Genomic DNA, 13,662 nt, shown 5'->3' on the forward strand with positions numbered 1-13,662 from the left:
TTAGCGACACGGCCCTTCGAAACATTAAGAATATTTGTTGATGGCGTTTTGCCGTTTCCAGTCTTTTGGTTATAAAAAGCAAGCTATCTATAGGCTGAGCTTTTAACGGCATGGCCTGGCGGCGTGCCGCGCAAGGCCCGTCGCAGACGGGTTAAGAGGCTGTCCGACGAGTGGTCGAGCGGTTTCAAGCCGCGTCATCGGCTGGCTTGACCGCTCTTGGGCACATCACTAGTGTGCGCGGAACGCAGCGCGTGTCTTGCGGCGTGCGTCTGTGTCTTCTTCCCTGTCTTTGCGCTGCGAGTACCCGATTTGTGAAAACCTTTCTGCATGTAGGTTGCGGTCCCAAGAACAAGAGCGGCACGACCCAGGGCTTTGCCACGGCGGATTGGCAGGAACTGCGTTTCGACATCGACCAGAGCGTCAACCCGGACATCGTCGGCACCATGACCGACATGTCCCGGGTAGCCGATGCCTCGGTGGATGCGCTGTTCTCCAGCCACAACATCGAACACCTCTACCCGCACGAAGTGCCGGTGGCCTTGGCCGAGTTTCGCCGGGTCCTGAAGCCGGGCGGTTTCGTGATCATCACCTGTCCGGACTTGCAGTCGGTGTGCGCGCTGGTCGCCGAAGACAAGCTCACCGACGAGGCCTACCGTTCGCCGGCCGGCCCCATCGCGCCGATCGACATCCTCTACGGCCATCGCCCGGCCATGGCCAACGGCAACCTGTACATGGCCCACCGCTGCGGCTTCACCAAGCGCGTGCTGACCGGCTCGCTGCAGGCTGCGGGGTTCGACATGGTGCTGCCGATACAACGGGCCTATCCGGCCTTCGACCTGTGGGCAGTGGCGGCAGTGGCGCCGATCACCCAGGAAGAAGTGGTGGCGATTGCCAAGCAGCATTTCCCGGAGGGGTGAGGGCGGCGTAGCCGGCTCGATCATGCAACCGTGCTCTGGGCCGCGCTGTACGGCAGACTTCATTTAAGGTTTTGCAAATGCAGGTGTATCGTATTCGCCTTCGATCGCCAGCCATGCTGGCAGAATGATTTCGCGCTACGAGGTGCCCGCCGCAATGTCTTTTACCCGTCGACAGATTCTCATCGGCCTGAGTGGCCTGGCCGTCGTAGGCCTGGGCGCCGGGGGCACAGCGCGGTACTGGCTAGGCAAGGTCGAGGACGAGAACGCCGGGCATGACTACGTGCTGATCGCCGCGCCCCTGAGCGTCGAACTGGTGCCGGGCTATCAGACCGAGGCCTGGGCCTTTGGCCCTTCCGCGCCAGGCACCGAGTTGCGCGTGCGCCAAGGCACCTGGCTACGGGTGCGCTTCATCAACCACCTGCCGGTCGAGACCACCATCCATTGGCACGGCATCCGCTTGCCCCTGGAGATGGACGGCGTGCCCTATGTGTCGCAGCTGCCGGTCAAGCCAGGCGAGTATTTCGACTACAAATTCCGCGTGCCAGACGCCGGCAGCTACTGGTACCACCCCCACGTCAGCAGCTCGGAGGAGCTGGGCCGCGGCTTGGTCGGGCCGTTGATCGTCGAGGAGCGCGAGCCCACCGGCTTTGTTCACGAACGCACGCTCAGCCTGAAAACCTGGCACGTCGATGAGCAGGGCGCCTTCATGCCCTTCAGCGTGCCTCGCGAGGCCGCGCGCAACGGCACCGCTGGCCGGCTGATCACCATCAATGGCCACGCCGATGCGGTCACCGAGCTACCGGCCGGCCAGGTGGTGCGGGTGCGCCTGCTCAACCTGGACAACACCTGGACTTACCGTATCAACCTCAAAGGCCACTGCGAGGCGCGCATCTATGCCCTCGATGGCAACCCCATCACCCCACGGCCCCTGGAGGACGACTACTGGCTTGGCCCGGGCATGCGCATCTGCCTCGCCATTCGCATCCCCCAGGCAGGCGAAGACATCTCCTTGCGCGACGGCTTCGTGCGCCTGGGCACATTGCGCTCGGTCGCCAGCAGCGACGCCCCGAGCGACTGGCCCAAGGCGCTGCCGGCCAACCCCATCGCCGAGCCCGATCTGGCCAACGCCGAGAAGCTCAACTTCAATTTCGAGTGGGCGGGCAAGGTCTCGGTAGCCACCGACAGTGGCCGGCCACCGAGCCTCTGGCAGATCAACGGGCAAGCCTGGGACATCACCGATAAAACCTGCGCCGACCGCCCCATCGCCACGCTGCACAAGGGCAAGAGTTACATTTTCGAACTGAAGAACATGACCCAGTACCAGCACCCGATCCACCTGCATGGCATGAGCTTCAAAGTCATCAATTCCAACCGCCACGAGATCCGCGAGCCGTGGTTCACCGACACCTACCTGCTTGGCAAGAACGAACGCGCACAGGTGGCGTTGGTGGCCGATAACCCCGGCACCTGGATGTTCCACTGCCATGTCATCGACCACATGGAAACCGGCCTGATGGCTGCGATTGCGGTGGTCTGATGCGCCCGCTCATCATCGATCGCAGCCGCGATCAAGACTTCATGCGTTTGGCCCTGACCCTTGCCGCACAAGGCGCCGAGCTGGGCGAGGTGCCGGTGGGCGCGGTGCTGGTGCAGCAGGGCGAGGTGATCGGCCAGGGCTTCAACCGACCGATCCTCGACAGCGACCCCAGCGCCCATGCCGAGATGGTCGCCATCCGCGCCGCCGCGCAATCGGCGCGCAACTACCGGCTGCCGGGCAGCACCCTTTACGTCACCCTGGAGCCGTGCAGCATGTGCGCCGGGCTGATCGTGCATGCGCGGGTGGCGCGGGTGGTGTTCGGGGCGAGCGAGCCGAAGGCGGGTGTGGTGCAGAGCCAGGGGCAGTTCTTCGACCAGATGTTCCTCAACCATCGGGTGATGGTCGAAGGCGGGGTACTGGGCGAGGCGTGCGGGCAGGTGTTGAGTGCGTTTTTCAAGGCGCGTCGGGCCAAAGGGTAGCGCGCCGGGTGCAATCCGGGCCGCGTTTAGATCGAGTTGCAGGCACTGGGGCGGCGGCGCCGCCCATCGCGGCAATAGCCGCGGCTACAGACCGTGGTGGGCAGGGCCATGCGGTTTGCCCTCTGCGCCTTGTCCTGGAAAGAAACGCGCTCGGTGCTGGAGCTTTAGCCGCGATGGCCGGCGCAGCCGGCCCGGCCCCTTGAGTCAATGGCTTAAGGGTGTCCGGTGCGCCGTGCGGACGTTGGGAGTGACCCGTTGACCCGGGGGCATGCCGGGTCGGAGCAAGGCCTTCTACGCCAGCGCTGTAGATAGACCGGACGACTGCACGCTCAACGCTGGGCCGGTTGCTCGGCCGGCTTGTCCTTGCTCACCCCGGGTTGGTGCAGGTTGCCGTCGGCCGGCTGGCCTTCGAGCTGCGGCTGGGTCACCCAGGTGAGGATGTCGTAGTAGCGGCGGATGTTGGCCACGAAGTGCACCGGCTCGCCACCGCGGGCATAGCCGTAGCGGGTCTTGCTGTACCACTGCTTCTGCGCCAGGCGCGGCAGCATCTTTTTCACGTCCAGCCATTTGTTCGGGTTCAGGCCTTCGCGCTTGGCCAGGGTGCGGGCGTCTTCCAGGTGGCCACTGCCGACGTTGTAGCCCGCCAGGGCGAACCAGGTGCGGTCCGGTTCCTTGATGCTGTCGTCGAGCTGGTCCTTGACCAGCATGAAGTACTTGGCGCCGCCCATGATGCTCTGGCGCGGGTCGAGGCGGTTGGACACGCCCATGGCCTGAGCGGTGCGCTGGGTCAGCATCATCAGGCCGCGCACGCCGGTCTTGGAGGTGACTTCGGGCTGCCACATCGATTCCTGATAGCCGATGGCGGCCAGCAGGCGCCAGTCGACCTGCTCGGTCTTGGCAGTGGCCTTGAACTGTTTTTCGTACTTGGGCAGGCGCTGCTGCAGGTGCTGGGCAAAGGTGTAGGCGCCCACGTAGCCGAGCACATCCACGTGCCCGTAGTAGCGGTCTTTCAAGCGCTGCAGGGTGCCGTTCTTCTGCGCTTCATCGAGGAAGGCATTGATCTTGTTGAGCAGGCTGACGTCTTCACCGGCCGCCAAGGCCCAGCGCTGGTCGCGGGCATCGCCCAGGTCGAACGCCACGCGCACATTGGAGAAATACACCTGGTTCATGGCCAGTTCGTTGGAATCGACCAAGGTCAGGTCGATCTGGCCTTCGTCGACCATGCGCAGCAGGTCAACCACCTCGACCGCGTCGGATTCTTCGTATTGCAATGCCGGGTACTGTTTCTTCAGTGCGGCCAGCTGTTCGGCGTGGCTGCTGCCCTTGAGCACCATGATCTTCTTGCCGACCAGGCCACTGGGCTGGGTGGGGCGCGGGCGACCGTTGCGGTAGATGACCTGTGGCGTGACGTCGAGGTAGGCGTGGGAGAACTGCGCCTGGGCCTTGCGCTGCTCGCTGCTGACCAGGCCGGCAGCGGCCAGCACCGGGCCAGAGGGTTGGCCCAGTTGGCTGAACAGGTCATCGAGGTTGTCGGCGGTTTCGATCTTCAGTTCCACGCCCAGTTCGTCGGCGAAGCGCTTGACCAGCTCGTATTCAAAGCCGGTTTCACCGTTGCGGTCCTGGAAGTACGTGGCGGGGCTGTTGCGGGTGATGACGCGCAGCACGCCGTCTTCCTTGACGCGTTCGAGTGTGCTGGGTTTTTCAACACAGGCACCGAGCATCAGGAAGAGTCCGGTTGCGATGAGCCATCTGGCGCAGCGCTGGCGCAAAGCAGTGTGGGCGAACATGGGGTGCAGTATACGCAAAGGGCCCGTTTCGCCATATCTCGACAACGATGATCTTGTCTGATAGCGAATGCCCAGCGCTCGGCCGCAACCCACCCGTACAGGCAGCGAAGCGCTTGCGGTTGCCCTTTACCGCATCCGGACAGCGCTTTCTGCCCTGCGGCGGGTGCCGAATTCGCCGGACTTAGGCTAGAATGCCCGGCCTCCAAGCACACCCCTTCTTGAGGCTGTCCCGACGATGTTGATCCTGCGCGGCGCTCCTGCCCTTTCTGCCTTTCGCCACGGTAAGTTACTCGAGCAACTGAGCCAGAAAGTCCCCGCTGTTTCCGGCCTGTATGCCGAATTCGCCCATTTTGCCGACGTTGACGGCGAGTTGAGTGCCGACCAGCAGCAGGTGCTCGGGCGCCTGCTCAAGTACGGGCCAAGCGTGGCCGTGCAGGAGCCCCAGGGCCGCCTGTTCCTGGTCGTGCCGCGGCTTGGCACCATTTCGCCGTGGGCCAGCAAGGCCAGCGACATTGCCCACAACTGCGGGCTGCAGAGCATCGAGCGCCTGGAGCGGGGCATTGCCTACTACGTGGCCGGTGAGCTGAGCGACGCCCAGGCTGCTGAGGTCGCCGCGGTGCTGCACGACCGCATGACCCAGCGCGTACTGCCGCGCCTGGAAGACGCCGCCGACCTGTTCAGCCACGCCCAGCCCAGGCCGATGACCTCGGTCGATGTGCTCGGCGGTGGCCGCGCGGCCCTGGCCCAGGCCAACATTGACCTGGGCCTGGCGCTCGCCGACGACGAAGTCGACTACCTGGTCGAGGCCTTCCAGGGCCTCAAGCGCAACCCCAACGACATCGAACTGATGATGTTCGCCCAGGCCAACTCCGAGCATTGCCGACACAAGATCTTCAATGCCACCTGGGACATCGACGGCCAGGCCCAGGAAAAAAGCCTGTTCGGCATGATCAAGAACACCTACCAGATGCACAGCGAAGGCGTGCTCTCGGCTTATAAAGACAACGCCTCGGTCATCGTCGGCAGCGTGGCCGGGCGTTTCTTCCCGAACCCCGATAGCCGCGAATACGGCGCGGTGCAGGAACCTGTGCACATCCTGATGAAGGTCGAGACGCACAACCACCCGACCGCCATCGCCCCGTTCTCCGGCGCCTCCACCGGCTCCGGCGGGGAAATTCGCGACGAAGGTGCCACTGGCCGTGGCGCCAAGCCCAAGGCCGGCCTGACCGGCTTCACCGTGTCCAACCTGCGCATCCCGGGCTTCGCCCAGCCGTGGGAACAGGCCTATGGCAAGCCGGAGCGCATCGTCGATGCCCTCGACATCATGATCCACGGCCCGCTGGGCGGCGCTGCGTTCAACAACGAATTCGGCCGTCCGGCCCTGACCGGCTATTTCCGTACCTTCGAGCAGTCGATCAACACCCCCCACGGCAGTGAAGTGCGCGGCTACCACAAGCCGATCATGCTCGCCGGCGGCATGGGCAACATCCGTGAAGACCACGTGCAGAAGGCCGAGATCACCGTCGGCGCCAAGCTGATCGTGCTTGGCGGCCCGGCCATGCTCATCGGCCTGGGCGGCGGCGCCGCGTCGTCGGTGGCAACCGGCGCCAGCTCGGCAGACCTGGACTTCGCCTCGGTGCAGCGGGAAAACCCGGAAATGGAACGCCGCTGCCAGGAGGTCATCGACCGCTGCTGGCAGCTGGGCGAGCGCAACCCGATCGCCTTCATCCACGACGTCGGCGCTGGCGGCATCTCCAATGCCCTGCCCGAACTGGTCAACGACGGCGGCCGTGGTGGCCGCTTCGAGCTGCGTGACGTGCCCAACGACGAGCCGGGCATGGCCCCGCACGAGATCTGGAGCAACGAATCCCAGGAACGTTACGTGCTGGCCGTGAGCGCCGTCGATTTCGAGCGCTTCCAGGCGATCTGCGAACGTGAACGCTGCCCGTTCGCCGTGGTCGGCGAGGCCACCGCAGAGCCGCACCTCACCGTCACCGACCGCCACTTCGACAACACCCCGGTGGACATGCCCCTCGACGTATTGCTCGGCAAACCGCCACGCATGCACCGTTCGGCGACCCGTGAAGCCGAGCTTGGCGACGCTTTCGATCCCGCCACGCTGAAGCTGGACGACTCGCTGCAGCGTGTGTTGAATCACCCGGCCGTCGCCAGCAAGAGCTTCCTGATCACCATCGGCGACCGCACCATCACCGGCCTTGTGGCCCGTGACCAGATGGTCGGCCCGTGGCAGGTGCCGGTGGCCGACTGTGCAGTCACCGCCACCAGTTTCGATGTCTACACCGGCGAAGCCATGGCCATGGGCGAGCGTACCCCGCTGGCCCTGCTCGATGCCCCGGCCTCGGGCCGCATGGCCATCGGTGAAACCATCACCAACATGGCTGCCGCGCAGATCGGCAAGCTGTCGGACATCAAACTGTCGGCCAACTGGATGTCTGCCGCCGGCCACCCGGGCGAAGACGCGCGCTTGTACGACACGGTCAAGGCGGTGGGCATGGAGCTGTGCCCGGAGCTGGGCATCACCATTCCGGTCGGCAAAGACTCGATGTCGATGAAGACCCAGTGGAACGAGGCGGGCGTCGACAAGAGCGTGACCTCGCCGATGTCGCTGATCATCACCGGCTTCGCCCCGGTCACCGACGTGCGCAAGACCCTCACCCCGCAGTTGCGCATGGACAAGGGCGAGACCGACCTGATCCTGATCGATCTGGGCCGTGGGCAGAACCGCATGGGCGCCTCGATCCTGGCGCAGACCTATGGTCAACTGGCCGACAAGGCCCCCGACGTCGACAACGCCGAAGACCTCAAGGCCTTCTTCGCGGTCATTCAGGGGCTCAATGCCGATGGCCACCTGCTGGCCTACCACGACCGCTCCGACGGTGGCCTGATGACCACCGTGCTGGAAATGGCCTTCGCCGGCCACTGCGGTGTGAACCTCGACCTCAAGACCCTTACCGGCAGCCAGGATAAGGCCTGCGCCGTGCTCTTCAACGAAGAGCTGGGTGCGGTCGTTCAGGTCCGTCGCGATTCCACCCCCGTGGTGCTGAGCCAGTTCAGCGCAGCAGGCCTGGGTGAGAACTGTGCCTCGGTCATCGGTCAGCCGATCAATAACAACGATATCTACGTTCGCCTGGGCGATGACGTGCTCTACAGCGGCAAGCGCTCCACCTTGCAACGCCAGTGGGCCGAGACCAGCTACCAGATCCAGCGCCTGCGCGACAACGCCGACTGCGCCGACCAGGAATTCGACGCCCTGCTGGTGGAAGACAACCCGGGCCTGTCGGTCAAGCTCGGCTTTGACGTCAACGACAACATCGCGGCGCCCTACATCAAGAAAGGTGTACGGCCGCAAGTGGCGATCCTGCGCGAGCAGGGCGTCAACGGTCAGGTCGAGATGGCAGCGGCCTTCGACCGCGCAGGTTTCGCGGCAGTCGATGTGCACATGAGCGACATTCTCGCCGGCCGCGTCGACTTCGAAGCGTTCAAGGGCCTGGTCGCCTGCGGCGGCTTCTCCTATGGCGACGTACTGGGCGCCGGTGAAGGCTGGGCCAAATCGGCGTTGTTCAACAGCCGCGCCCGCGATGCCTTCCAGGCCTTCTTCGAGCGCGGCGACAGCTTCGCCCTGGGCGTGTGCAACGGTTGCCAGATGATGTCCAACCTGCACGAGCTGATTCCGGGCACCGACTACTGGCCGCACTTTGTGCGCAACCGCTCCGAGCAGTTCGAGGCACGTGTGGCGATGGTCGAGGTGCAGAAGTCCAACTCGATCTTCCTCGACGGCATGGCCGGTTCGCGCATGCCAATTGCCATCGCCCACGGTGAAGGGCATGCCGAGTTCAGCAATGAAAGCGCCATGCTCCAAGCCGATGCCTCTGGCTGCGTGGCCCTGCGCTTCGTCGACAACCACGGCAAGGTCACCGAAACCTACCCGGCCAACCCCAATGGTTCGCCACGGGGCATTACTGGCCTGACCAGCCGCGACGGCCGCGTGACCATCATGATGCCGCACCCCGAGCGCGTGTTCCGCGCGGTGCAGAACTCCTGGCGCCCGGACGAGTGGCAGGAAGATGCGGCCCTGATGCGCATGTTCCGCAATGCGCGGGTGTGGGTGAACTAAGGCGTGTACAAGCTCGCCTTCTTCGTGCCGGACAGCCATGTGGAGGCGGTCAAGGCCGCTGTGTTCGCCGCCGGCGGCGGACACATCGGCAATTACGACCACTGCGCCTGGCAGACCCTTGGCCATGGCCAGTTTCGTTCGTTGGATGGCAGCCAGCCGTTCACCGGGCGGGTCGGCGAGGTTGAGCGGCTTGAAGAATGGAAAGTCGAGCTGGTCGTTGCCAGTGACGCGATCACGCAGGTGGTGGCTGCGCTCAAAGCCCACCATCCTTACGAAACGCCCGCCTACGAAGTATGGCGCTTGCTCGACCTGTGAAACATTGCCCAGCATCGTCAGATGCTGAGCAATGGTCTCTCAAGTGCTGTATCCCGGCCCCAAGTCTGGCACGTTGGTAAACGTCCAGAACGAGGTGTTGGTCAACTCCTCGATTTCGTTGACATGCTCCTCGGCCGCTTGCAGTGCACCGTTGATGTCCTTGAGTACCTGATCAAGTTCATCGGTTTGCAGCGTCCTGAGCGTTTCCAACGACTTGCCTTGCTCGATCTTGTCCGCGTTACCCTGCGCCCACTCGTTCACGAGGTCTGTGAAACGTTCGGAGTCGTTCGGGTGAACGATGAAGCTCTCTGCCAGCGCGACCAGGCTGCCTGACGGGGCAACGTCACCGCTCCAGTGATCGAACATCGCCTGGCCCATCTCCCTGACCGCCTCGCGGGCCAGCAGCACCGCCAACGTGTGGAAGGGATGGGTTCCGTGGTCTTTGGCCAACTGCGAATGTGTGGCCCACGCGGACGCATCGGTGTTCGGATCGCGGTCCAGATGGACCTGCAACGTGGCCACATGATCCCCTGCCCATTTGAGGAGCGGTCGCTTGATCAGGCCAGTGGCGTACGCGATGGTCTTGCTCGGCAGTTCGATCAAGGTCTTGGCCTGGTTGATGAACTTGAAGAGCGAGTTCTCCTGCAATGCATCACGCGCGCTCAGATAAGCCTGATAGGCCTGGGACAACAGCGGCTGCGCTTCATCTTCCAGCAGAATCAGCATGGCCTTGTCAAAATCGCTGCGTTCTCCGGCAGGGAGGTTCTGCGGGGCAAGCGTATCGGCGGGGTAAAGCAGGTCCGCCAGGGGGTCGAGTGCGCTGCTGAGGATATCCAGGGTGCCGAACAGGCCGGTGATCACCGGGTACTCATGTCTGGACTCCTTGCGGTCCTCGATGCGAGTGGTCCACACCAGGACATCCTCGTGTCCGAGCTTTCTGAGCAGCAGTTCGACGTAGTTGGAGTGCGCGAAATAGTCTTCCAGTACATGCAGCGCTTCGCCGAAATAGCGCAGGCCGTCAGGGGTCATGCCTGCCTGCTCTACAGCTTTGATCTTCTTCGACATGTAGGCGATGGGCCGACGGATGTAGCGTTTCAAGGAGCGTTTGGGCAGGACCTTGTTGCGGATGTCGCCAGGCAGTATCAACGGGCCGAACGCTGGGTCGATGGTGCGGGGATCCTCGGCGTTGGGATCGAGCGTGGTGGGGTTGTCGATGTGTTCATGGGCCAGGTATACCCCAAGGCGCTCTGGCGTGACCGTGTACGCTTCACGGCCCTGCGGCGTGGTTTGCAGGTCGTTGAATTCCTTCAGGGCGAACAGATCGACGATGGCGGTGAGTTTCTTGCGCGAGATTCGCGGGAGCTCGCCGTTGGCGATCGCTGCAATAATTTCCGTAGCATCGGCAGCAGCCTGCCCATGCGGCGTGATGAGCTTGGGGTCAATGACTTGAGAGTAATCGCGCAGCCAGTTGCCGAAGTAGATCGCCTTGCACTGCGCTTTGTCGAAACCAACGGTGTTGAGGACGTACTCGATCGACTCATGGCCGAACGAGGTCTGGCCGTGCGTATCGCCCGTTCCTGACCCGAATTCCAAGATGTAGGGCGGCTCGGACGCCAGCGACAGCGTCAGCGGCTGTTCCTCGCTGCCTTGCACGTAGGTGGCGAACACGGTGCCCGATTGCACGGGGGTGTTGTAGAACAGCAAGGTCTGCACAAATAGCGTGGAAAAACCATCGGGTGCTACTTGCGTGGGCGTTGGCGCATCGCCGTCTGTGTGCTGGTAATCCTCGAGCACCGCTTTGATGTAGTAGGCGAAACCATCGGTCAGGCTGAGCAGCAGTGAGGGGGTGGCTTGCGGTTCGCTCAGTGCTTGTTCGATTGCGCTTTGGCTGACCTGGATGACACCTTGCTCAGTGTCATAGACCGTGCTCGAGTCAATGGCGGTGCTGACCGTGCAGGCTACATTGCCGAGCGAATCGTCTCGGAGCGACTTGTGCAGTCGCACGAAGTGCTTGGGCTCGATGCCTGCGCCAAACAGCGGTCGCCATCGATGGGTGAACAGCTGTGCCGTCAGGCCCTGGGCACTGCTTTTGAACTGCTCGAGCGCGAACGTGCTGTGCAGCGTGGGTAGGGGGTTTTGCTCATTGTCGTTTAGGGGGGCCATGGGGCGTCCTCGATCGTTCCGGGCGAACAGGATGGAAACTTGCCGCACCGGAATGAATCGGGGGATGTTGCCTCAAGAGGAATGCGTTCCGCGTCGCCCGCCTGCCCAGGCCTGCGCGACACCGTTGCGATCGGGTTGCCGCAGTGTGTGCCGCGAGGCCTGCCGAGCGCTCAGGCCGTGCCTATTTCCCCGCCGTCATCGCGCTGGATCACCACCGTGGCCGAACGCGGTCGTACGGATTGGCCGGCCGGTGTCGCGTCAGTGGCCTTGTCGTTGTAGGGCCAGTTGGCCGGGTGCTGGATGTTGACGAACAGCGTCTTGTTGTCAGGTGTGAACGCGAGCCCGGTGACCTCGCAACCGTTGGGCCCGACGAAAAAGCGCCGCAGCTCGGCCTGGTTACTGACGTTGATCGGCGCGGGCTTGCCGGCTGCATCCAGCAAGCGCTGCGGCACCACGGCCAGCAGCTGGTCGTTGGTGTAGTCGGTCAGGCTGCTCTCGCTGTTGTCCGTTTCGAACCACAGCACGCCGCGGCTATCGAAGCGCATGCCGTCAGGGCTGGCGAACTGGTTGTGCTCGGTCAGGCCGCTGCGGTTGAGCTCGGCGCTTCCAGCAGCGTTGGCGCCGAACACGAAGATGTCCCAGGTGAAGCTGCGCTGATCGTCGCTGTCGTGCCAGCGCACGATATGGCCGTGGCGGTTCGGCCCCCGTGGGTTGGCGGCATTGACCGTGTCGGCAGTGCGCACGCTGTTGTTGGTCAGGGTGACGTAGCCGTCGCCATTGAGCGGGTTGACGGCGGTCCATTCCGGGCGGTCCATGGGCGTGGCGCCCAGGGCATCGGCGGCGCCGCGGGTATTGAGGAGGATCCCCGGCAGGTCACCGAACCGCTTGCCCAGGGTGCTGCCGTCGGTGGTCGCGCTGGGCGTATCGAGCAGCAGCCACACGCCCTGGCCGTCGGCGTCGAAACGCGCCACATAGAGCTTGCCGTGGTCGAGGTACTTGGCGCCGGTGGCCAGGCGGTCGCGCGGGGTGGCATCGGCTGGGTCCCACAGTGCGTCGGAAACGAACTTGTACAAGTACTCGTTGTTGGAATCATCGCCCATGTACCAGACCAGCGGCTTGCCCGGCTGGGCAATGCCGGGGCAGCAGCCTTCATGCCGGAAACGCCCGAGCGCGGTGCGCTTGGTCGCCAGGGTGCGGGCGTCGTAGGGGTCGATCTCGACGATGTAGCCGTAGGTGCTGGCCTCGTTGCGGTAGTCCTCGCTGGCCTGGCCTGCGCGAGGGGTGATGTCGAAGCGGGCAAACTCGTCGTTCGTTTCGCCGGCATCGCCCGCCGCACTTTCCCAGCGGTACTGGCCGGTCGTGGTGGACACGCCGAGGCGCGCCTGGTCAGCCGGTAAGGGGGCCTTGTTGACGAAAATGGCCGGCCAGTTTTCTTCACAGGTCAGGTAGGTGCCCCACGGCGTGTAGCCGTTGCCGCAGTTGTTGTTGGTGCCGCGGCAGTGACTGGCCTCTGGCGAGTAGCGGGTCGAGAGGTGCGCGCTGCCGCGCAGCGGGCCGGCGATGGCCATGCGTGAGGCGGTGGTGAAGCGGCGGTTGAGAGGGTCGTTGTCGACCACCTGCCAGCGGCCCTGGCGTTTGCTCAGGCGCACCACGCCGGCGCCGTGGGCGTTGATCTCCTTGCGGATCTCGTCCACCGGGCGCTTGCCGTTGGCATCCACGGTCGGTCCGGCAGGGTGCAGGGCGGCCGGGTCGATGTACTCGAAGTTGATCGCCAGCAGGCCGTCCTCGGCGCTGCCGTCGAGGGGGAAGAAGTGCATGCCATCATGGTGCATGCCCATGGCATTGGCTTGATCGCTGGCGCTGTTGCTGCCGTCGGCTTGCCAGGGCTTGGCCGTGCCGTTGAGCGGGGTGCCCCAGGGGGCCAGCACGTAGGCGCTGTAACCCGCGGCCACGGTACAGCCGTCGGTGCGCGAGCCGGGGATGGACTCAAAGCCAAGGCTGACCGAGGGCGAGCGAGCGTTCGACGGCGAGCCGCCGGGCGCCGGGCTTGGGCCGGCCGATGACGGTACGCTGGCTAGGGCCGGTAGGGCGCCGCCGAGGCCGACGCCTGCGATCATGGCGATGGCCGCGCCCAGGCTGCCACGCAACATCGTGCGTCGGCTCAGGCGAGCCTCCATGACCTGGGCCATCGGCAGGTTGCCGCTGAGGTTGCGATCCAGGCTGTCGCCGCTTGCTCGACTCATCAGGTGTCCTTTCTGGTTTGACGTGACGGAAAACCGCGACTGTAGGCCGCGGTGATGAAGGTTTTGTGACGCCGAAACAGGTCACC

8 protein-coding genes are annotated in these 13,662 nt (G+C 64.2%); 5 read left to right on the forward strand and 3 right to left on the reverse strand.

The window, feature by feature from the left end; genetic code table 11:
* Positions 1-311 precede the first annotated feature (311 nt).
* The 3 genes from SJI00_RS11925 to tadA all read left to right on the forward strand — a co-directional run bounded on the left by SJI00_RS11925 (position 312) and on the right by tadA (position 2,933).
* Positions 312-917 carry a class I SAM-dependent methyltransferase gene (locus tag SJI00_RS11925; protein ID WP_322461911.1) on the forward strand — a complete coding sequence of 202 codons (606 nt, stop codon included), beginning with the start codon at positions 312-314 and terminating at the stop codon, positions 915-917.
* 154 nt (positions 918-1,071) lie between these two features.
* Entirely contained in the window at positions 1,072-2,454 is a 1,383-nt protein-coding gene (locus SJI00_RS11930) for a multicopper oxidase family protein (protein ID WP_322461912.1), read from the forward strand.
* A complete protein-coding gene (gene tadA, locus SJI00_RS11935) occupies positions 2,454-2,933 on the forward strand; it encodes a tRNA adenosine(34) deaminase TadA (protein ID WP_322461913.1) in 480 nt (159 codons plus the stop codon). Before SJI00_RS11930 ends, tadA begins: the two co-directional genes overlap by 1 nt.
* Positions 2,934-3,262: 329 nt before the next feature.
* Here tadA and mltF read toward each other — a convergent pair whose 3' ends face one another.
* Complete coding sequence (gene mltF, locus SJI00_RS11940; protein ID WP_322461914.1) at positions 3,263-4,720, reverse strand: membrane-bound lytic murein transglycosylase MltF; 1,458 nt, start codon at positions 4,718-4,720, stop codon at positions 3,263-3,265.
* A gap of 235 nt (positions 4,721-4,955) precedes the next feature.
* Between mltF and purL the strand changes: the two genes are divergently transcribed.
* Both purL and SJI00_RS11950 read left to right on the forward strand, forming a co-directional pair.
* Positions 4,956-8,855, forward strand: a complete 3,900-nt coding sequence (purL, locus tag SJI00_RS11945; RefSeq protein ID WP_322461915.1) for a phosphoribosylformylglycinamidine synthase — start codon at positions 4,956-4,958, stop codon at positions 8,853-8,855.
* Between the two features lie 3 nt (positions 8,856-8,858).
* Positions 8,859-9,170 carry a YqfO family protein gene (locus SJI00_RS11950; protein WP_322461916.1) on the forward strand — a complete coding sequence of 104 codons (312 nt, stop codon included), beginning with the start codon at positions 8,859-8,861 and terminating at the stop codon, positions 9,168-9,170.
* 39 nt (positions 9,171-9,209) lie between these two features.
* On the opposite strand, the gene SJI00_RS11955 is transcribed toward SJI00_RS11950, so the two are convergent.
* Both SJI00_RS11955 and SJI00_RS11960 read right to left on the reverse strand, forming a co-directional pair.
* On the reverse strand, positions 9,210-11,333 hold the full coding sequence (locus tag SJI00_RS11955) for an HET-C-related protein (RefSeq protein WP_322461917.1): 2,124 nt from the start codon (positions 11,331-11,333) through the stop codon (positions 9,210-9,212).
* A 170-nt stretch (positions 11,334-11,503) separates the two neighbouring features.
* A complete protein-coding gene (locus SJI00_RS11960; RefSeq protein WP_322461918.1) occupies positions 11,504-13,576 on the reverse strand; it encodes a PhoX family protein in 2,073 nt (690 codons plus the stop codon).
* Positions 13,577-13,662: the final 86 nt, after the last annotated feature.

It is taken from the genome of Pseudomonas gebzensis (assembly GCF_034427815.1).
GTDB lineage: Bacteria > Pseudomonadota > Gammaproteobacteria > Pseudomonadales > Pseudomonadaceae > Aquipseudomonas.

What these genes read in the sequence shown, in the direction of transcription:
- SJI00_RS11930 (WP_322461912.1), top strand. Translation starts at nt 1,072, where the DNA reads ATGTCTTTTACCCGTCGACAGATTCTCATCGGCCTGAGTGGCCTGGCC.
- tadA (WP_322461913.1), top strand. Translation starts at nt 2,454, where the DNA reads ATGCGCCCGCTCATCATCGATCGCAGCCGCGATCAAGACTTCATGCGT.
- mltF (WP_322461914.1), bottom strand. Translation starts at nt 4,720, where the DNA reads ATGTTCGCCCACACTGCTTTGCGCCAGCGCTGCGCCAGATGGCTCATC.
- purL (WP_322461915.1), top strand. Translation starts at nt 4,956, where the DNA reads ATGTTGATCCTGCGCGGCGCTCCTGCCCTTTCTGCCTTTCGCCACGGT.
- SJI00_RS11955 (WP_322461917.1), bottom strand. Translation starts at nt 11,333, where the DNA reads ATGGCCCCCCTAAACGACAATGAGCAAAACCCCCTACCCACGCTGCAC.
- SJI00_RS11960 (WP_322461918.1), bottom strand. Translation starts at nt 13,576, where the DNA reads ATGAGTCGAGCAAGCGGCGACAGCCTGGATCGCAACCTCAGCGGCAAC.